Below are 18,716 nucleotides of genomic sequence, written 5' to 3'. Positions count from 1 at the left end.
AATGAAACATGTTATGGAGAAGGATTAATGGCTAACGGAAATTCGTTTTACATCACCGCGGGCGAAAGTCTGCCGCTCGGTGCTAATTTTGATGGCGACGGGGTTAACTTCGCGATCTTTTCTGCACACGCTGAACGGGTTGAGCTCTGTCTGTTTGATCCAAGCGGAAAAACAGAAATCGCCCGCCTGGAGCTGCCTGAGTATACCCACGAGATCTGGCATGGTTACGTGCCAGGCCTCAAGCCTGGGGCACTGTATGGATATCGGGTCTACGGCCCCTATGATCCTGAAAATGGTCATCGCTTTAATCCCAACAAACTGCTGGTTGACCCCTACGCCCGCGAACTGGTCGGCAATATCGAATGGAATGACGCGCATTTTGCCTATGATCTTCTTCATGAAGATAAAGATCTGACCTTTGATGAGCGCGACAGCGCCCCTTTTATGCCGAAGTGCCAGGTCATCGACCCCAATGCTGTGGACTGGCAGGATACAAACCGCCCTGTCATTCCCTGGTCGGAATCGGTCATTTATGAAACCCATGTTAAAGGGTTTACTCAGCTCAATTCCGCCCTGCCACCTGAGCTGCGTGGCACCTTTGAAGGGATGGGCCACAAAGCCAGCATTGACTACATTAAAAGCCTTGGCATCACTTCGGTGGAACTCTTGCCCGTCCACTGGTTCCCGGACGATCAGCATCTGCTCGACCGCGGCCTGAAAAATTTCTGGGGTTATAACACCCTCGGCTTTTTTGCTCCGGCCTCACGCTATTACGGGCCGCGTAACATTCAGGGCTTCCGCGACATGGTGCGTGCTTTCCACGATGCCGGTATCGAGGTCATCCTGGACGTGGTGTATAACCACACCGCCGAAGGGAATGAACTTGGCCCGACCCTCTCCTTTAAGGGGATCGACAACTTCTCCTACTACCGCACCCTGCCCGATCAGCATCGCTATTACATCAATGACACCGGAACGGGTAATACCGTGAACACCTCCCATCCGCGCGTGTTGCAAATGGTCATGGACTCCTTGCGTTACTGGGCCGATTCCATGCACATCGACGGTTTCCGTTTCGATCTCGGCACCATTCTTGGTCGTGAGCCGCAGGGTTTTGACCAGCGTGGCGGATTCTTTGACGCCATCACGCAGGACCCGGTGCTCTCCCGTCTCAAACTGATTGGCGAACCCTGGGATATCGGCCCCGGTGGGTATCAGGTCGGCGGCTTCCCGCCTGGCTGGGCTGAGTGGAATGACAAATATCGCGATACGGTGCGTGAGTACTGGAAGGGTGATAATGTTTCAGGCGACTTTGCTGCGCGTTTGCTGGGCTCAGGCGACCTCTACGATTTACGTGGTCGACGCCCCTGGTCCAGCGTGAACTTCATTACGGCCCATGACGGCTTCACCCTGAACGATCTTGTCTCGTACAACGAGAAGCACAACGAGGAAAATGGCGAAGACAATAACGACGGCCATAATGATAACCGCTCCTATAACTATGGTGCCGAAGGCCCGACGGATGACGAAGGCATTAATGCCGTTCGCGAGCGGCAAAAACGTAACTTCCTCGCCACTATCTTCTTCTCCCACGGCACACCAATGCTGCTGGCAGGTGACGAGTTTGGACGCAGTCAGATGGGCAACAACAACGGTTACTGTCAGGACAGCGAAGTCTCCTGGATACACTGGGACGATCTGCCCGCCTCCAATGAGGCGTTACGGGACTTTACCCGTCACCTTATTGCGCTGCGTAAGACTCAGCCCCTGCTGCGCCGGGAAAACTGGCGTGACGGTATGATTATCGAGTGGTTCAACGCAGGCGGCGGCGTGCAAAAAGCAGAGCAGTGGGAAGAAGGCACCACCCTTGGCGCCTATATTGGCCGACCTGATCTGCAAACCGAACCTGGTGTCTGGCATGACGTACTGATGCTCTTTAACCCGTATGAAGGCTCAGTGCCGTTCCGCATCCCGCAGTTCGGGGATGGTGGCTGGGTGCTGGAGCTCTCCACTTCCGAGACTGCGACGCCCGGTCAGGTGATTACCCAGGAGACGGATTACGAGCTGGAAGGCCGTAGCCTGGTCCTGTTCAGAAGACCGTAACCCCGTGCGGTGTGACGTTGTCACGCGTTACACCGCCTTTCCCCAGGGCTCCCCGATTTACGCCCGTCAGCCAACGCTATACACTTTGCGCTTCCTCCTTTTTTAAAGTTACACCATGAAAAACTCGCATATTAATCTTCCGGCTGGCTACTTTGGTATGGTGCTTGGCATTATCGGTCTGGGCTTCGCCTGGCGTTATGCGGCTACTATCTGGCCGGTAACCACCCTGCCCGCCAATGTGCTTATCATTCTGGCCATCATTCTCTGGGGGCTGTTACTCGTCGCCTTTGCCAGCCGTTTCGTGTTACACCGTGCCTCCATTATTGAAGAGATAACCCACCCGTTAAAAAGCAGTTTTGTCAGTCTTATACCGGCAACGTCGATGCTGGTGGCCATCGGTCTGGCCCCCTGGACTCACGCCCTGGCCCTCGCGCTTTTTCTTGTCGCCGTCACCGCCCAGCTCGCCTATTCCGCCTGGCAAACGGCAGGATTATGGCGTGGCAGCCATCCCAAAGAGGCCACCACGCCGGGTCTCTACCTGCCAACCGTAGCGAATAATTTTATTAGCGCGATGGCCTGCGGCGCGATGGGGTTTACCGATGTCGGCCTGCTTTTTCTCGGGGCCGGTATTCTCTCCTGGCTCAGTCTCGAACCCGCTATTTTAAGCAGGCTGCGTAACCTGGAGGAGATGACGCCCGCCGTGCGCACCTCGCTCGGTATTCAGATGGCACCGGCGTTTGTTGCCTGTAGCGCCTGGCTGAGCCTCAACGGGGGGGAAGCGGATGTCTTCGCCAAATTGCTGTTTGGCTATGGGCTACTGCAAATGCTGTTTATGATTCGCCTTCTTCCCTGGTACAGCAGCCAACCCTTTAACCCCTCTTTCTGGAGTTTTTCGTTCGGCATCGCGTCGCTGGCGACGACCTCCATCAAGCTTGGACACGGTGCACCCGGCGGCGCACTCTGGTGGATGGCGTTCCCGTTATTTGTCGGCGCAAACCTGGCTATGGGGCTGCTGATGGTCAAGACAGTTATGCTGCTGGTGAAGGGGCAACTGATAGTGCGTCAGGCAGTGAAGTAGCCCGGTAGACTTCGTCAGAGCAAAGGCTAACGTTGCACAATCAAGCAATATCAATCATCATCGAGCAACACTTGAATAAAACAAGCCAGAAATGAGCATGCCAGTTATCATCCTGGCAGACATGGACGGTCGAGCTTAACGCGTAAGGAAGAGCCGCAGATGAATGAAAAAATAGCCACCAGAGTGATCTTTTTTATTGCCGGACTGGTGACGGCCACCTGGGCTGTGATTGTTCCTTTTGCCCGTTTCAACACCGGAGCGAATGACGGGCTGCTGGGGACGTTACTCTTGTGTCTGGGGCTTGGCGCCATGCTGGCGATGCCCGTTACAGGCACGCTGACATCGAAATATGGCTGCCGGGCGGTCATCAGCGCCGCCGTGGGTGTGATTCTCTTCTCCATGCCTTTTCTCGCACTGGTGAGTTCACCCCTCTTGTTGGGCCTGAGCCTGCTGGTTTTTGGTGTTGGTGTCGGCGTCACCGACTGTGCCATGAATGTCCAGGCAATACTGGTGGAGAAGCAGTCCGACCGGCCGCTGATGTCTGGTTTTCACGGCATGTACAGCGTGGGCGGTATTGCCGGGGCCGGGGCCATGACCGCGTTACTCTCCTCAGGTTTGACTATCCTTGCCGCCACCCTGACCATCGCCGCTCTGGTGCTTGTGTTTCTTATCATCAGCTTCAGGCAGTTGTTGCCCTATGCTAATCCTTCAGAAGGGCCCGCATTTGCACTGCCCAGGGGAACGGTTCTGGTGCTCGGCTTGATCTGCTTCATTATCTTTATGGCGGAAGGAACGGTCCTGGACTGGAGCGCGGTTTACCTGGTCGACAGTCGTGACATCCCTGAATCCCTGGGCGGCCTCGGCTTTGCTGCCTTTGCCACCTCAATGACCGCAGGGCGTCTGGGGGGCGATTATCTCGTCCAGCGTTTTGGGGCGCTACGCGTGGTATTAACCGGTACTGCCGCCGCCATTGCGGGCTTTATCATTGTTATTTACAGTGCGCCGCTGGCACTCCTGCTGACCGGGTATTTACTCATCGGGATAGGCTGCGCGAATATTGTGCCGGTCATGTTTTCCCGGATTGGTAAACAGCGCAGCATGCCGCAGATGGTCGCGGTTCCTGCCGTCACCACGCTGGGTTATATTGGCGTACTTGCCGGGCCGGCCATTATTGGTTACATCGCACATCACGCGACCCTGGGCTACGGCTTTATTTTTGTTATTGTCTTGCTGCTGCTTGCCCTCCTGCTTTCTTACCATATACGCCAGCTGCTGGCTTCCGGACAGGCCAGTTGACGCTTTTTAAAGGGACGGCTGCCGGCCGTCCGTACCCTTCCATCGGCAAGGGTAGGATTGTCTCGCGACTATGATTAACACCTTTCTGCGTTACGATAGTTTCGGTGAGCCAGAAACCACCCTTCAGTACATCAGCGAGGCGCAGGGTCCCCTGGATGCGGATAAGCTCCGGGTACGTATGCTGCTTTCACCGATTAACGCGTCAGATCTGATCCCGATTACCGGCGCTTATGGTCATCGTATCAGGCCACCACAGATTGCCGGGTATGAGGGGGTGGGCACGGTCGTTGACGCTCCTGCTCGCTATGCCCGGTTAATCGGCACGCGTGTGCTCCCACTTCGGGGCCAGGGGACCTGGCAACGCTATATCGATTGCCCGGCGCAGCTGGCGGTCCCCGTACCGGATGAGATAGGCGATGACATGGCCGCCCGCGCTTACATCAATCCTCTTGCCGCCATACTGATGCAACAGCGTGTTTCGCCTGCGGGGAAACGGGTGCTGGTCACAGCCGCCGGGTCAGAGTGCGCACAACTGCTCGGGCAGTGGGCATTGATGTCTGGTGCGAAAACCGTGACAGGCGTCTATCGCAACGCTGTTCACGCCGCGCGACTGGCGCAGCGAGGGATTGTGCCGGTTGACCAGACTCATATCCACGACATTGCGTCCTGTGCAACGCATACGGACATTGTCTATGACGCCGTTGGCGGTGAGCTTGCAAACAGTCTGCTCAACCATTTGCCGCACACCGCTCACTTTGTCAGTTACGGTCTGTTATCGGGCCGCCCTTTTAGCATGCAAAACCGGCGTGCCACTCTGCACTGGTTTCATATGCGCGATTCGCTTCGCGCCATGAAGGCCGCGCAGTGGCATGCTGAGTTTGAATTCCTCTGGTCGCTACTGCGCCAGACGACCCTCAGTGAAGTCACCCGTTTTCCGCTTGCCCACTGGCAGGCCGCCATCGCTTATTACCAGAAAGCGGGCAGAACGACCAAACCGCTGCTGGATTTTACTGCGCGTTAAAGTACTCAATGGTTTCCCGGACGGTTAATACTGCCTTTTTCAGCGTTTCGATATCCACCGAGCCAATTGCCAGCCGTACGGCATGTGGCGTATGGACAGAGGCGCTGAAAGGTTCGGCGGTCGAGAGAGAGATATTCTCCCTGAGTAACGCACTGACTACTCTGTCTGCGCGCACCTCCTCCTGCAGGGGAAGCCAGATAAAATAGGACGTCGGATGGGTCTGGTAACGTAGCGGTGCTAAATGCTCTCGCACCACCGACTGGCGAAAACGGGCATCCTCGCGCTTGAGCCCTTCCAGCCGCGCCACGGTGCCATCCTGTACCCAGCCGCAGACGAGTGCGGTCATTAGCGCGGGGGTGTTCCAGGTCGTAGCCCGGATGGCGCGCTCCACCGCCTGCCGCCTCTTTTCGGGTACTGCAAGCAGGCCTACCCGCAGCCCGGAGGCAACATTTTTGGAAAATCCGGCCAGATAAAGGGTACGCTCCGGCGCGTAATGGTGGATGGGCAGCGGCGGATTTTCTACCAGCCAGACGTAGGTGGCATCTTCAATTATCAGCAGATCATGCTCCCGTGCGATAAGGGCCATTTCGCGACGAAAAGCCTCATCCACCACCCAGCCCAGCGGATTATGCAGTGTAGGCATGGTATAAACCGCTTTGACGCGGCGCGTTTTACACACCTGACGCAGAGCCTGCAGATCCATAGCCTCGCCCTTTGCCGGGATTGCTACCAGTTCAAGATGAAACTGTTCTGCCAGCACTCTGAATCCCGGGTAGGTCAGTGCATCGACCGCAACCACATCGCCCGGTTTGAGCAGACCCATGACCACGACCGTCAACCCATGCTGCGTACCATTCACCACCAGGAGGTTTTCAGGCTCGGTGTTAACACCTGAGGCTGCCAGATAGGCTGCAAAGACGGCACGTTCGGTCAGTTTCCCGCCGTGCGGTTGATAACGAAGCAAGGATTCGAGATCGCCGCTCACCGACAGCTGACGCAGGGCCGAGCGCAACAGTTCCGTCTGCTCCGGCAGCGCGGGGTAGTTAAAACTGAGATCGATAACATCCGTGGCGATAGCATCTCTGTCAATGCCCTGACCGCGCGGCAGCATAATTTCCCGCACAAAGGTACCGCGTCCGGTCTCGCCGCTGACCAGCCCCATGCTTTCAAGCTCAGCGTAAACCCGCGTCGCCGTGACCAGCGAAATCTTCCGCTCAGCCGCCAGCGCACGGTGCGTAGGCAGGCGGGTACCCGGCGCCAGCCCGCCGGAGGAGATCGCATCAGCGAGTTCATCAACAATCGATTTGTAGCGTGCTTTCACAATTGTATCCATGACAATAATTTGATTGTCATGGATTTTCAGACGTATGCTTCCCCCTGTCAAACCCTCAGACGGGATACAACAAGGAATCGAGGTCGCATCATGCAGGAATTAAGAGACAATCATGCCGTCAGTGGATGGCTTAATGGCTTCGCGGGTATGCTCATTTTTAGCGGTTCACTGCCGGCAACCCGAGTGGCGGTGCTGGATTTTGATCCGCTGTTTCTCACCGTCAGCCGCGCCTCCATCGCCGGCGTTCTGGCGCTGATACTGGTATTGGTGCTGAAGGGAAAAGGTCCTGACCGTCGGCAGGTCCTCTCTCTGATCGTGGTTTCACTGGGGGTTGTGATCGGCTTTCCGCTGCTGACAGCGATGGCCCTGCAGCACGTAACCTCCGCGCATTCCATCGTTTTTCTTGGTCTTCTGCCGATGACGACGGCAATTTTTGGCGTCATCCGCGGCGGGGAAAGGCCGCGTCCGGCCTTCTGGGTTTGCTCATGCCTGGGAAGTTGCCTGGTCACCGGGTACGCCCTGAGCCAGGGAGGTAGTGCTTCGCTGAGGGGTGATCTGCAGATGCTGGCCGCTATCCTGGTCTGCGGTCTCGGCTACGCCGAGGGGGCGCGCCTGACGCGGGCGCTCGGTGGCTGGCAGGTGATAAGCTGGGCACTGATCCTCGCCCTGCCACTGATGCTTGTCCTGGCCCTCTTTACCCGCCCGGCCAGCTTCAGTAACGTGAGCGAGTCGGCCTGGTTTTCACTCGGCTACGTTTCTTTATTCAGCATGCTGGTAGGATTTATTTTCTGGTACAAAGGGTTAGCGCAGGGAGGGATTGCGGCTGTCGGGCAATTGCAGTTACTGCAACCTTTTTTCGCCCTCGCTCTTGCCGCCACCCTGCTGCATGAAACGGTCAGCCTGATGATGGTATTCGTGACGCTTGGTGTGATTGCGTGTGTAGCAGGTTCGCGCAGATTCAGCCGTTAGTCTCTCGTTAACCGCTCCAGCGCGCAGCGGGGCGATGGAGCGGTTTTCAGCACTGATACTCAGGCGGGAGACGGCAGGTCCAGCGTCTGCCCTACCATCATGCGGTGCCCGTCCGGAGTGCCAATCATAAACTCCCGCATACCGTGGGGCTGATCGGTTAGCGGCGAGAGGATTGTGGCGCCCCGACTTACCCACTCATCATGTAACGCGGTGGCATTTGTCACGTGCAGATAGGCGAAATAGTTATGATCGCCCAGATCGGCGGCTCTTTTCGCCTCAGGACATTCACCCAGCATGATCCTTACGCTACCGCGTCGGGCCAACTGCCAGCCGCCCCCTTCAGGCCATAAAAGTTCGAATCCAAGAACATCACGATACCAGGCCGCGCTGCGTTGCAGGTTACGCACGGCGAGGACATAAGAAAAAGGGATTAACTCAGGAATCGTTTCTGACATGTTCTCTCTCTGTTATAAGGGCACTTGCGCGGGTTTTTCAGCCGCTTCTGCAAAGTGAGAGTATACACCCTGAGTCATCGGCCGGAGGGGATCCGGCCCTGGGATATTCTCTCAGACTTTCAGCATCTTCACGGTCGCTTCAATATCTATTTCATCTTCGGAGAAGATCAGGGTAGTGCCCTGGAAGGTGGTGATCGCCAGCTTTTTCAGCGAGCGCATTTCGCCAGGGCTCACGGCGGATTTCGGCCTGATATTATTCAGCAAGATACCCACGGACAACACCGCGTTTTCTTTATTAATGCCGGTTTCTACAGGAACCTCTTCACTGAAGACAACGAAGGATTTAATGGAGGTGAGTTTAAGACGCTCCCCTGCGATATAGATATATTTGCTGTCAGGAATCACTTTTACCGCATACGCGGATAACCCTTTATTGTTGGTCGTGGGTTCAAACGTGACTGCCGCATCTTTCTTGATCAGGTCCGGGTTGGCGACTTTGATCACGTGAAAATAGCGGTTATCCCCGTTCTCATCTTTGATAAAACCAAAGCCTTTCTCTTTAAACCACGTTGTGATCGTACCGTTCATCGCCATTACCGCCTGATTCGTTTATCTGCCAAAATTTTTGCAGCGCGCAGTGTAAAGCACAATGCCTGCCCAGACCATGTCTTTGCGTTAAGTCTGGATGAAAATGTGCCCGCCGGCGAGGAGATAAACGCGCCTTCAGTTACCGGAGGGTCTGGTGAGAAAGCCACGCTATGTTTCCGCGCCACGTGGAGCAGTTTCTCGATTTTTTTACCGGCTTATCCAGAATCATGAGGAGGATTCATGATGCAGTGAAATTTAGTCGCTTTCACTCATTCAGCCGCTCTGGCATAAAAGATGATAATTAACGTATTGATAACACGATACCGACTGGATACCTGAGCCGATAACACCAGGTGATTTCAGTTATTATCTCAAACCCAGGGTGCAAAATCGCGATGAATAATACTTTTTCATTTACCATCAAGAGCAGTACTTTTGATGAGAATTATAACCCTTCAGAAAATACGCGTATTACCACCAACTTTGCTAATTTAGCCAGAGGCCAGAACCGTCGCGAAAACCTGCGTAACACGTTACTGATGATAACGAATCGCTTTAACACCCTGGCGCACTGGGATAACCCCACAGCGGATCGTTATGCTGTCGAGCTGGATATTATCTCTGCCGAGATGAACATTAATACCGAAGAAGGCAGTCATGCTTTCCCCGCTATCGAGATCCTGAAAACCCGTATTATTGATAAGAAAAACAATGCACGTATCGACGGCATAGTGGGAAATAACTTCTCATCATACGTGCGTGATTACGACTTCAGCGTGCTGCTTGCAGAACATAACAAAAACCGCACAGAATTCAGCGTTCCCGAGGACTTTGGTGGGTTGCACGGCACTATTTTCAAACGGTTTATTCTCTCGGCGGAATACCAGCAAAACTTTAGCAAAGCGCCCGTTATCTGTCTGAGCGTATCAAACAAAAATACTTATTATCAGACGGGAAACCAGCACCCGGTGCTGGGCAAGGAATATCGGCAGGAGGGCACCTCTCTTACCGAAGCCTATTTTAAAAAAATGGGTCTGCAGGTTCGTTACTTTATGCCGGTAAACAGCGTTGCCCCGCTGGCCTTCTATTACATGGGCGATTTACTGGCTGATTATTCTAATCTCGAACTGATTGGGACGATAAGCACCATGGAAACCTTCCAGAAGATTTATCGTCCGGAGATTTATAATGCGAATTCCGCCGCCGGATACTGCTACCAACCGAATCTCAACCATCAGGATCACTCATTAACCAAAATCGTTTATGACCGTGAAGAGCGCAGCCAGCTGGCCGTTGAGCAGGGAAAATTCACTGAAACACATTTCATCAAGCCGTATAAAAATATTCTTGAGCAATGGGCTGCTCACGACGCGCTTTGATTTACAAAAACAATAAGGTCACCTGTTATGAAAATATTGCTTCCCACATCAACGGCGGGCAGTCTGCCTAAACCGTCCTGGCTTGCTGAGCCGGAAAAATTATGGTCACCCTGGAAGTTGAGCGATGAGACGTTAGCGGACGGAAAAAAGGATGCGCTCAGTCTGTCACTGTTCGATCAGCTCCGCGCTGGCATCGATATCGTCAGCGATGGCGAACAGACCCGCCAGCATTTTGTGACGACCTTTATCGAGCACCTGAGCGGTGTGGACTTTGAGAAACGCGAAGTCGTTAAAATTCGTAATCGCTACGACGCCAGCGTGCCGACCGTTGTAGGTGACGTTTCCCGCCAGAAGCCGGTGTTTGTCGAGGATGCCAGATTTCTACGCCAACTGACCAGGAACCCCATTAAATGGGCGTTGCCCGGTCCGATGACCATGATTGATACACTCTATGATGCACATTATAAAAGCCGGGAAAAGCTGGCCTGGGAATTCGCCAAAATACTGAATCAGGAAGCGAAAGAGCTTGAGGCCGCCGGGGTGGATATTATCCAGTTTGACGAACCGGCCTTTAATGTTTTCTTTGACGAGGTGAATGACTGGGGCATCGCGGCGCTGGAACGAGCCGTTGAAGGGCTGAAGTGTGAGACCGCGGTACACATCTGTTACGGCTACGGCATTAAAGCCAATACCGACTGGAAAAAGACATTAGGTTCCGAGTGGCGCCAATATGAAGAGGCGTTTCCGAAGTTACAGACGTCCAGTATCGACATCATTTCGCTGGAATGTCACAACTCGCATGTACCTATGGATCTGCTTGAGTTGATTCGCGGTAAAAAAGTGATGGTCGGGGCGATTGATGTTGCCAACCATGCGATTGAAACGCCGGAAGAGGTTGCCACCACCTTACGCAAAGCACTTCAGTTTGTGGATGCCGACAAGCTTTATCCATCAACAAACTGTGGCATGGCTCCCCTGCCTCGCCGGGTAGCCACAGGCAAACTTAACGCCCTGACCGCAGGTGCGGAAATCGTACGCAAGGCGCTTACGGCGTAGTTCTCATTCAGGTAACCCTCATTCAGGTAACGCAGGGCATCCCCTGTCATGCTGGCACTGGCCCGTCAGAGCATTTACGGGCCAGTGCCTTGTTATTGACCCGGACTACAGAGCACTATTTTATGCGCCTGCCCTGTGCGTCGATCACGGCTTCACCATCTTCTTTGACAAAGGCTGCTTTTTGCTCATCGGGCAGAATCTCCAGTACCACTTCTGAGGGGCGACACAGACGTGTACCCCGTGGCGTAACCACCACCGGCCGGTTCATCAGAATCGGGTGCTGAAGGATAGCGTCAATTAGCTCGTCATCCGTGAAGTGGTCATCGTCCAGCCCAAGCATGTCGTAAGGGGGAACATTTTTGCGCAGTAGCTGGCGCACGGTGATCCCCATATCCGCAATCAGCGTCACCAGTTCATCGCGTGACGGTGGCGTGTCCAGATAAAAAATGATCTCAGGCTCTGTGCCGGAGTTTCGGATAAGCGCCAGCGTGTTCCGGGACGTGCCGCAGTCAGGATTGTGATAAATGGTAATGGTGTTCATGAGCGATCCCGTTAATAAGAAAATGAAAGCCGCAGTGCCAGTGCTGCCAGGGTGACTAACAGTACCGGCAGGGTCATAACGATACCGGTGCGGAAATAGTATCCCCAGGTGATATGCATATTTTTCTGCGAGAGAACGTGAAGCCAGAGCAACGTGGCAAGGCTGCCGATAGGCGTTATTTTGGGGCCGAGGTCGCAGCCGATGACGTTTGCGTACACCATTGCTTCTTTTATCACCCCTGCGGCTGAACTGGCCTCGATGGACAGGGCACCAATTAACACCGTCGGCATATTATTCATCACTGAGGAGAGAAAGGCGGTGATAAGGCCCGTGCCCAGCGTTGTCACCCACACGCCTTTATCAGCAAGCCAGTTGAGAAGTTGCGTAAGAAAAACGGTCAGTCCTGCATTACGCAACCCGTAAACAACCAGATACATACCCAACGAAAAGATAACGATCTGCCAGGGCGCGCTACGTAGCACTTTTCCGGTGCTGATGACCTGACCTTTTTTCGCTACCGCTAATAATATCGCGGCACCGGTTGCGGCAATGGCGCTGACCGGAATGCCGAGCGGCTCCAGCACGAAAAACCCGACAAGAAGAATGACCAGAACTATCCAGCCGGTGTTAAAGGTTGCCCGATCCGTTATCGCCAGTGCTGGTGCCTCAAGCTTGTCGAGGTCGTAAACGGGGGGAATATCACGGCGAAAAAAGAGATGCAGCGTGAACAGTGTTGCAGCAATGGTTGCCAGGTTAACCGGAACCATCACCGCCGCATATTCAGAGAAACCAAGCCCGAAAAAGTCAGCCGACACAATATTAACGAGATTAGAGACCACAAGCGGCAGACTGGCGGTATCTGCAATAAAACCCGCTGCCATCACAAAGGCCAGGGTGGCGCGTTTGCTGAAGCCTAACGCCAGTAACATGGCAATAACGATGGGTGTCAGAATTAAAGCGGCACCGTCATTAGCAAATAGCGCCGCGACGGCAGCACCCAGTAAGACAATATAAGTGAAAAGCAGTCTGCCACGCCCTTTACCCCATCGCGATACGTGTAACGCCGCCCATTTGAAAAAGCCGCATTCATCCAGCAACAGACTGATGATAATAACGGCGATGAAGGTGGCCGTCGCATTCCAGACAATATTCCAGACAACAGGGATATCGCCGGGATGGATAACGCCACTTAGCATCGCCAGCAAAGCACCGATGACAGCGCCCCAGCCAATACTTAACCCTTTAGGCTGCCAGATAACCAGCACTAGTGTGAATAAAAAAATAGCACCTGCCAGAAACATAACGCTCTCCATCACATATAGATTGGGGAATATGTATTTTGCATTTAGCACCTTCCCGGCGAAATCGCTTTCACCCTGGATTGCAACATTTCCCGCTGCGCATTCCACGCGGAATCGATAATGCTGGCGGCCCATGCCGGAATATGTGGCGATAAACGGTAATGCACCCATTTCCCCTCACGGCGGTCAGCCACAAGGTTAACGTCACGTAACATAGCCATATGCCTGGATATTTTTGGCTGAGATTCTCCGGTCGCGCCGCAAAGATCACAGACACACAGCTCACCGGCTTCACGAAGCAGCAGCACTATTGAAAGCCGGGTCTCATCGGAGAGCATTTTGAAGAGATGAAGCGGAAGAAGCATATCCGGCCTTATCGCAATGGTTTTCATATATGTTAAACCATATGTGATGAAAGTGAAAAGCCAGATATGATCCTGGTTGCGCCAAAAGCGGAGTGGTAAGGCATGACTTCAACTGCTGAGTGACGGCCATCGTTTAAAAAACCGCGGCCGTTCACGTCACAAGCTTGCGCTCTGTTTAAGGGAGACGAAGGGCGTCAGAAATTTACCCATTCTTCATTCACCAGTTTCCCGGCAGGACGAACATGTGCGACGCCCTTAGATTTAACACTCTCTTTTTTCACCGCCAGCGGTTCCTGCTCGGTGTCCCGGCAGGTGAAGACTTTTACGCTGTCAACCAGCAGGGCAGCCTGCTCCTGAAGAGAGGTGCTGGCAGCTGAGGACTCTTCAACCAGGGCAGCATTTTGCTGAGTTGTGGTATCGATTTGCCCCATCGCCAGGTTTATCTGATGAATACCATCACTCTGCTCAAGGCTGGCTTTGGTAATGTCATCCACCAGTTTCTGCACGCTGGCGACATTCGCGACGATATCTTTCATTCCGCTGTCCGCATCATCGACCAGAGTACGACAGGTGTCGATTTTGCCAAGTGACGATCCGATTATCTCCCTGATCTCCTTCGCTGAAGAGGAGCTTCGTTGTGCCAGGGTACGTACTTCTCCGGCGACCACGGCAAATCCTCGGCCCTGCTCCCCTGCCCGCGCGGCTTCAACTGCCGCATTGAGCGCGAGTATATTTGTCTGGAACGCAATCCCTTCGATAGCCGTAACGATAGCGTTCATCTGCCCGGAAGCGGCATAGATGTCCTGCATGCTCACGGAGACCTCATGCATGCGTTTGCTATTTTTTTGAATGACATCGCCAGCTTCGCCAAACAGATGATTCACAGTGCGTGAATTTTCCGCCGTACTTTTGATGGTGGCCGTTAACTGTTCGAGGGTTGCCGCTGTCTCTTCCACACTGGCTGCTTGTTCTTCTGTTCTGGAGGCAAGGTCGTGATTGCCTGCATTAATCTCATTCGCGGCAAGCGAGATGTTTTCGGCACCTTTTCTTACATGGCTGACGGTTGAGTTCAGCCCGACCGTCATCTCTTTGAGGGAGAGCAGCAGGTTGCCAAGTTCATCTCTCGAATGCACGTTGACATCTACCGTTAATTCGCCTGCTGAAACCCGTTTTGCAACCGACACCGCCTCTGCTAAAGGGCGAGTGATACTGCGGGTGATATACAATGAAATCCCGATACCCGAGACAATACTCAACAGGATAAAGGTCAGAATTATGGTTTTTGAAGAGGAGGCTTCATTGTGTACACCGAGATACGACTTATCGATTAATGACTTCTGAAACGACTTTAGCTCCATCAGCGCGTTAACGTACCCTTCTGTGGCAGGGTAAAATTGCGATGAAATAAAAGCAGTGGTTATCTCTTGATTACCTTCGCGGGCAAGCTTAAAGCCATTTGTACGCAGTGAGACATATTTCTCTCTTGCACTCACGACATTTTCAAGGAGGCGTTTGCCCGTTGGCAGCCGTAATAAGGGGGTGAGTGTTTTCTGCACTGAATTTATGCGTTCTGAATTCGTTTTCATGGTTTTCAGAATGTCATCCTGTGCTTTGACATCCCTGGCGTTCATTGCCGCCAGTGCAAGGCCATTATTAACGCTGACGAGCTGTACCCAGTCATTAACTAATCGTTCTTTAACCAGATGCCACTGAATTATTTCATCTACTTTTTTTTCACTGTTCACGGTCAGCCAGTAGGAGCTTGCTCCCATGATGACTATCATCATGATGAGCAGTGCGAACCCGGTTGCCATACGTGTTCCCACCTGCAAATTCTTTATAATCATAAATCCCTCGATCTCCGTGATAAAGTTAAGCTGGCGCGCATAAAGGATAAGCCATGCTTAATTATCTAATTTATTCACTGTTATGTTATCGGCGGAAACTCAGGCAAACTTTATGGTTAATTCTGAACGATCGCAGTTACCTTTCGGTGAGGTTTACGGGAATGTGAGATACTTCACCTCTCACTCCCGTAAAGCGAAGTTTTTATCGTTATCGTCTAAAACTCAAATCCAGCAGCTGTCTTTCAACAGGTTTGCTAATATAATATCCTTGCAGCACATCACATTGATTTTCTATCAAAAAATTCATCTGCTGCTCTGTTTCGACCCCTTCAGCGGTGACCTCCATAGAATAAGCTTTACCCAGCGCGATCATTTTCTCGACCACATTCTGACTCTCTGCCGACTCGTCCATTGCATTAACAAAACTCTTATCAAGTTTGATGCCGTCAAAATGGAATTTACGTAGATAACTCACTGACGCATAGCCCGTGCCAAAGTCATCGATGAGAAAACGGACGCCCTGCTCTTTGAGTTTTTTCATGATGTTAAAGGTCTTATCCGGATCCGTGAGAATGACATTTTCGGTGACTTCAATTTCCAGTTTGTGGGGATCAAACCCGGTTTCGGCAATAATTCTGGCGATTCGGGAACAAAGATCGCCTGAACTAAACTCTATAGCGGAAATATTTACCGACACCGCTTTATTCCTGAAATAAAGCGGTGCATCAGTACAGGCGCGTTTCAATACCCAGTCACTAAGGTCAACAATTAACCCCGTATCCTCGGCAACGGGTATAAAGGTATCCGGCATCACGATACCTTTCTGTGGATGACGCCAGCGAACCAGTGCCTCAACGGCCTCAATCCTGTTAGTGCAGGCATTGTACCTTGGCTGGTAGACCAGGAAGAGCTGATTGTTATGTATTGCCGAGCGCAACTCGATTTCCAGCTGCCTGCGTTCGGAAATTTCTTCATACATATCAGGGTGATAGAGAACCCACTTATTCCTTCCAGTCTGTTTGGCGCGGTACAGGGCAATATCGGCATAGCGTAGAAGATCGGTGCTGGTGGTGCCGTGCTCAGGTGCCAGCGTTACGCCCATACTGACGCCAACAGATATCTCATTGCCTTCAATAACAAAGGGATGATTTAACGCCTCCACAATCCGGGCGCAAATGTCATTAATGTTATGGATTTCATCCATCGCCGAGAGTACCACTAAAAATTCATCACCCCCCTGCCTCGCAACCAGGTCACATTTGCGCAGACAGCGCTGGAGACGAACCGAAACCTCAGCTAATAATGCGTCCCCGGCGGCATGACCAAAAAGATCGTTAACAGGTTTAAATTTATCAAGATCGATACTGATGAGTGCAAAGGGGCTGTTTTGTAAATTGCTGATATGCGTATTGAGATGCTCTTTTATCTGATGGCGATTAGGTAAACCGGTGAGCTCGTCGTGGAAAGAAAGATAGTGGATACGTTTAATTGCTTCGACTTCATCAGTAATATCCGTGGCGGCACCGCGAAATCCGATTGCTCCATTTTCCAGAACAATTTTTTTTGCAACCAACGTACAGATTCGCGTGTGATTATCTTTGGTGAAATACCGGCAGTGTTCAGCCACGCAGTGCGGTGGTTGTTCTTGTGCGTACCAGTTGCTAAACAGATTTTGTTGTTCCGGGAATAAAGTCCCCAGACTTTTACCGATCCAGTCCTTCTTATCAAGGCCAGTAACCGTTGAGAATTTGTCAGAAATCCAGGTGATAGTCAGATGGGCATCGGACTCCCAGAGCCAGTCACTGGTAATTTCGCTGGCATCGCGAAAACGCTCCTCGCTTTTTTGTAATGCCAGACGGGTGCGCCACAAGAGTTTAGTTTTTTCATCCTGAGCCTTGGCTTTTTTTATCAGGTGACGAAGCAATAGCAGCAGCAGAATCACAGTGAGGAGCATGATAATAAACAACAGCGGCATCTGAACGACAAGAAGATTTTTCCCGGGGTTTTCGCTATTCCAACCCACGCTAATACGGCCTGCGGCGGAGTTTAGAGAAAGGACGCGTTGGCTGGAGATAAAATTCTGCTCTGCGTTATTTATTATGCGAATATCATTAACGCCAATTTCCTCACCCATCCTTTTTAATTTTTCCGGCGTTAGTCTGTCTACAAAAATCAAATAAGAGTGGACCGATGATCGATAAGAGACACGATTATCCTCTCCCGGAACAATCCAGGCGGCGGAAACAATACTCAATACTGAATTAGTAATAGCAAGATAAGATACGGTTTTGCCATTGTTCTTATTTACACGTTGAAATAAGTCAGCGGCCAACGCTTCATCTCCGAGCCACGCTTTCAGGTCCTGCGAAACGAGTTTGCCATTGATGACGCTGTAGTTTGTCTTCTCGTCGTGAGAGACCACAAAAACACCTTCATAGCCAAAATTGTCGAAGATTGATTTGCCAAGGTTCTGGCTATCCCAGGCCCACGTCGTGTCCACCTTATTATGCAAATGAACATAAGCCTCGCCCCACTCGGCGTTATCTTGCAAATGGCTTCGCATATCTGACTGCCTTTTTTCAAAAGCATGGGTGATTAAAAAGCTATCATGTCTGTCTGTAATAAAATTTACCTGTTCTGAGATATAAAACAGTGAGCTTATTGCGGCAATAAACACACCTATCACAACAGGAACCAGAATGATAAATGTTCTCATTATCAATGATTTGGATTTCCCTGGCACGTCGTAGGTAAGATCTTGATGAAAATTAACCATATAACCGTTCTCGATTTTTTTATATTAGAAATCAGATGATGTTATCTGTTATGTACTTATCGGCAATTTCACTTATTAATGTAATAAAATTTCCTGGATTCTAACGCGCTGACTTCTTTATCTATTTCTTTTGCTGTCTTGATAAAACATTTCTCTTGTTTAAAAAATGCGCACGCTCTGCGGATTTGCTCACCAGCGTGACTCCAGCCTCATAGCGGCGCGAAAGATGCTATGATCCAGCACATACCGTAATAGCTGCCACTGACAGGCGCACACGCACCAGGAGTGATTGATGAATCAGGAAATCTCTTTGAAATACTATGACATCGCAGATGAGTACGCGACGGAGGCGAACGAACCGGTCGATGAGGCCGAGCGCGACGCGCTGGCGGCTTACTTTCAGTTACTGTTAACCCGTTTAATGAATAACGAAGAGATCAGTGAGGAAGCGCAGGGTGAAATGGCACTCGAAGCGGGCATTAATCCCGCCCGCATCGATGAAATTGCGGAGTTCCTTAACCAATGGGGCAATGAATAACCCATCCCGAAGACCCGTTTCTGCTCATCCTCAGCACGATGTGAATCTGTTGCCCGGCGGTAGGCGCTAC

General features: G+C 52.0%; 16 protein-coding genes. 8 read left to right on the top strand and 8 right to left on the bottom strand.

Features of this window, described 5'->3' with window-relative positions; translation table 11 throughout:
• The first annotated feature begins 27 nt into the window (after nucleotides 1-27).
• The 4 genes from glgX to KXR87_RS19510 all read left to right on the top strand — a co-directional run bounded on the left by glgX (nucleotide 28) and on the right by KXR87_RS19510 (nucleotide 5,498).
• A complete protein-coding gene (gene glgX, locus KXR87_RS19525) occupies nucleotides 28-2,103 on the top strand; it encodes a glycogen debranching protein GlgX (RefSeq protein ID WP_437433873.1) in 2,076 nt (691 codons plus the stop codon).
• Between the two features lie 115 nt (nucleotides 2,104-2,218).
• Nucleotides 2,219-3,181 (top strand): dicarboxylate transporter/tellurite-resistance protein TehA, encoded by a 963-nt coding sequence (gene tehA / locus KXR87_RS19520; RefSeq protein WP_437433872.1) that lies wholly within the window; start codon nucleotides 2,219-2,221, stop codon nucleotides 3,179-3,181.
• 159 nt (nucleotides 3,182-3,340) lie between these two features.
• Nucleotides 3,341-4,477, top strand: a complete 1,137-nt coding sequence (locus tag KXR87_RS19515; protein WP_437433871.1) for an MFS transporter — start codon at nucleotides 3,341-3,343, stop codon at nucleotides 4,475-4,477.
• A 70-nt stretch (nucleotides 4,478-4,547) separates the two neighbouring features.
• Complete coding sequence (locus KXR87_RS19510; RefSeq protein ID WP_437433870.1) at nucleotides 4,548-5,498, top strand: zinc-dependent alcohol dehydrogenase family protein; 951 nt, start codon at nucleotides 4,548-4,550, stop codon at nucleotides 5,496-5,498.
• Here the strand turns inward: KXR87_RS19510 and KXR87_RS19505 are convergent.
• A complete protein-coding gene (locus KXR87_RS19505; RefSeq protein WP_437433869.1) occupies nucleotides 5,485-6,819 on the bottom strand; it encodes a PLP-dependent aminotransferase family protein in 1,335 nt (444 codons plus the stop codon). The genes KXR87_RS19510 and KXR87_RS19505 overlap by 14 nt on opposite strands.
• A gap of 102 nt (nucleotides 6,820-6,921) precedes the next feature.
• Between KXR87_RS19505 and KXR87_RS19500 the strand changes: the two genes are divergently transcribed.
• Entirely contained in the window at nucleotides 6,922-7,800 is an 879-nt protein-coding gene (locus KXR87_RS19500; protein ID WP_437433868.1) for a DMT family transporter, read from the top strand.
• 59 nt (nucleotides 7,801-7,859) lie between these two features.
• Here the strand turns inward: KXR87_RS19500 and KXR87_RS19495 are convergent, their stop codons facing one another.
• Nucleotides 7,860-8,255: a VOC family protein gene (locus KXR87_RS19495; protein ID WP_437433867.1), complete on the bottom strand. Its 396-nt coding sequence runs from the start codon at nucleotides 8,253-8,255 to the stop codon at nucleotides 7,860-7,862.
• A gap of 111 nt (nucleotides 8,256-8,366) precedes the next feature.
• Complete coding sequence (locus KXR87_RS19490; RefSeq protein WP_437433866.1) at nucleotides 8,367-8,849, bottom strand: cold-shock protein; 483 nt, start codon at nucleotides 8,847-8,849, stop codon at nucleotides 8,367-8,369.
• A gap of 389 nt (nucleotides 8,850-9,238) precedes the next feature.
• Between KXR87_RS19490 and KXR87_RS19485 the strand changes: the two genes are divergently transcribed.
• Nucleotides 9,239-10,222 carry a DUF1852 domain-containing protein gene (locus KXR87_RS19485; protein ID WP_437433865.1) on the top strand — a complete coding sequence of 328 codons (984 nt, stop codon included), beginning with the start codon at nucleotides 9,239-9,241 and terminating at the stop codon, nucleotides 10,220-10,222.
• A 27-nt stretch (nucleotides 10,223-10,249) separates the two neighbouring features.
• Nucleotides 10,250-11,278, top strand: coding sequence for a methionine synthase (locus tag KXR87_RS19480; RefSeq protein ID WP_437433864.1), 1,029 nt, complete (start codon nucleotides 10,250-10,252; stop codon nucleotides 11,276-11,278).
• Between the two features lie 115 nt (nucleotides 11,279-11,393).
• Here KXR87_RS19480 and arsC read toward each other — a convergent pair whose 3' ends face one another.
• The 5 genes from arsC to KXR87_RS19455 form a co-directional block, all read right to left on the bottom strand.
• The gene (gene arsC, locus KXR87_RS19475) at nucleotides 11,394-11,819 is read right to left on the bottom strand and encodes a glutaredoxin-dependent arsenate reductase (RefSeq protein ID WP_437433863.1); all 426 of its coding nucleotides are present in this window, start codon (nucleotides 11,817-11,819) and stop codon (nucleotides 11,394-11,396) included.
• An 11-nt stretch (nucleotides 11,820-11,830) separates the two neighbouring features.
• Entirely contained in the window at nucleotides 11,831-13,120 is a 1,290-nt protein-coding gene (locus tag KXR87_RS19470) for an arsenic transporter (RefSeq protein WP_437433862.1), read from the bottom strand.
• Between the two features lie 44 nt (nucleotides 13,121-13,164).
• The gene (locus KXR87_RS19465) at nucleotides 13,165-13,485 is read right to left on the bottom strand and encodes a metalloregulator ArsR/SmtB family transcription factor (protein WP_437433861.1); all 321 of its coding nucleotides are present in this window, start codon (nucleotides 13,483-13,485) and stop codon (nucleotides 13,165-13,167) included.
• A gap of 194 nt (nucleotides 13,486-13,679) precedes the next feature.
• The gene (locus tag KXR87_RS19460) at nucleotides 13,680-15,332 is read right to left on the bottom strand and encodes a methyl-accepting chemotaxis protein (protein WP_437433860.1); all 1,653 of its coding nucleotides are present in this window, start codon (nucleotides 15,330-15,332) and stop codon (nucleotides 13,680-13,682) included.
• Between the two features lie 208 nt (nucleotides 15,333-15,540).
• A complete protein-coding gene (locus KXR87_RS19455) occupies nucleotides 15,541-18,108 on the bottom strand; it encodes an EAL domain-containing protein (protein ID WP_437433859.1) in 2,568 nt (855 codons plus the stop codon).
• A 292-nt stretch (nucleotides 18,109-18,400) separates the two neighbouring features.
• Here KXR87_RS19455 and KXR87_RS19450 point away from each other — a divergent pair, with 292 nt between their 5' ends.
• Nucleotides 18,401-18,646: a DUF2543 family protein gene (locus tag KXR87_RS19450; RefSeq protein WP_437433858.1), complete on the top strand. Its 246-nt coding sequence runs from the start codon at nucleotides 18,401-18,403 to the stop codon at nucleotides 18,644-18,646.
• Nucleotides 18,647-18,716: the final 70 nt, after the last annotated feature.

This window comes from Yokenella regensburgei (genome assembly GCF_051486985.1).
Lineage (GTDB): Bacteria > Pseudomonadota > Gammaproteobacteria > Enterobacterales > Enterobacteriaceae > CBFFRJ01.
The sequence above is the reverse complement of the archived record's forward strand: the minus strand, read 5'-3'. Positions and strand labels throughout refer to the sequence as shown.

What these genes read in the sequence shown, in the direction of transcription:
- glgX (WP_437433873.1), top strand. Translation starts at nt 28, where the DNA reads ATGGCTAACGGAAATTCGTTTTACATCACCGCGGGCGAAAGTCTGCCG.
- tehA (WP_437433872.1), top strand. Translation starts at nt 2,219, where the DNA reads ATGAAAAACTCGCATATTAATCTTCCGGCTGGCTACTTTGGTATGGTG.
- KXR87_RS19515 (WP_437433871.1), top strand. Translation starts at nt 3,341, where the DNA reads ATGAATGAAAAAATAGCCACCAGAGTGATCTTTTTTATTGCCGGACTG.
- KXR87_RS19510 (WP_437433870.1), top strand. Translation starts at nt 4,548, where the DNA reads ATGATTAACACCTTTCTGCGTTACGATAGTTTCGGTGAGCCAGAAACC.
- KXR87_RS19500 (WP_437433868.1), top strand. Translation starts at nt 6,922, where the DNA reads ATGCAGGAATTAAGAGACAATCATGCCGTCAGTGGATGGCTTAATGGC.
- KXR87_RS19495 (WP_437433867.1), bottom strand. Translation starts at nt 8,255, where the DNA reads ATGTCAGAAACGATTCCTGAGTTAATCCCTTTTTCTTATGTCCTCGCC.
- KXR87_RS19490 (WP_437433866.1), bottom strand. Translation starts at nt 8,849, where the DNA reads ATGGCGATGAACGGTACGATCACAACGTGGTTTAAAGAGAAAGGCTTT.
- KXR87_RS19485 (WP_437433865.1), top strand. Translation starts at nt 9,239, where the DNA reads ATGAATAATACTTTTTCATTTACCATCAAGAGCAGTACTTTTGATGAG.
- KXR87_RS19480 (WP_437433864.1), top strand. Translation starts at nt 10,250, where the DNA reads ATGAAAATATTGCTTCCCACATCAACGGCGGGCAGTCTGCCTAAACCG.
- arsC (WP_437433863.1), bottom strand. Translation starts at nt 11,819, where the DNA reads ATGAACACCATTACCATTTATCACAATCCTGACTGCGGCACGTCCCGG.
- KXR87_RS19470 (WP_437433862.1), bottom strand. Translation starts at nt 13,120, where the DNA reads ATGTTTCTGGCAGGTGCTATTTTTTTATTCACACTAGTGCTGGTTATC.
- KXR87_RS19465 (WP_437433861.1), bottom strand. Translation starts at nt 13,485, where the DNA reads ATGCTTCTTCCGCTTCATCTCTTCAAAATGCTCTCCGATGAGACCCGG.
- KXR87_RS19460 (WP_437433860.1), bottom strand. Translation starts at nt 15,332, where the DNA reads ATGATTATAAAGAATTTGCAGGTGGGAACACGTATGGCAACCGGGTTC.
- KXR87_RS19455 (WP_437433859.1), bottom strand. Translation starts at nt 18,108, where the DNA reads ATGGTTAATTTTCATCAAGATCTTACCTACGACGTGCCAGGGAAATCC.
- KXR87_RS19450 (WP_437433858.1), top strand. Translation starts at nt 18,401, where the DNA reads ATGAATCAGGAAATCTCTTTGAAATACTATGACATCGCAGATGAGTAC.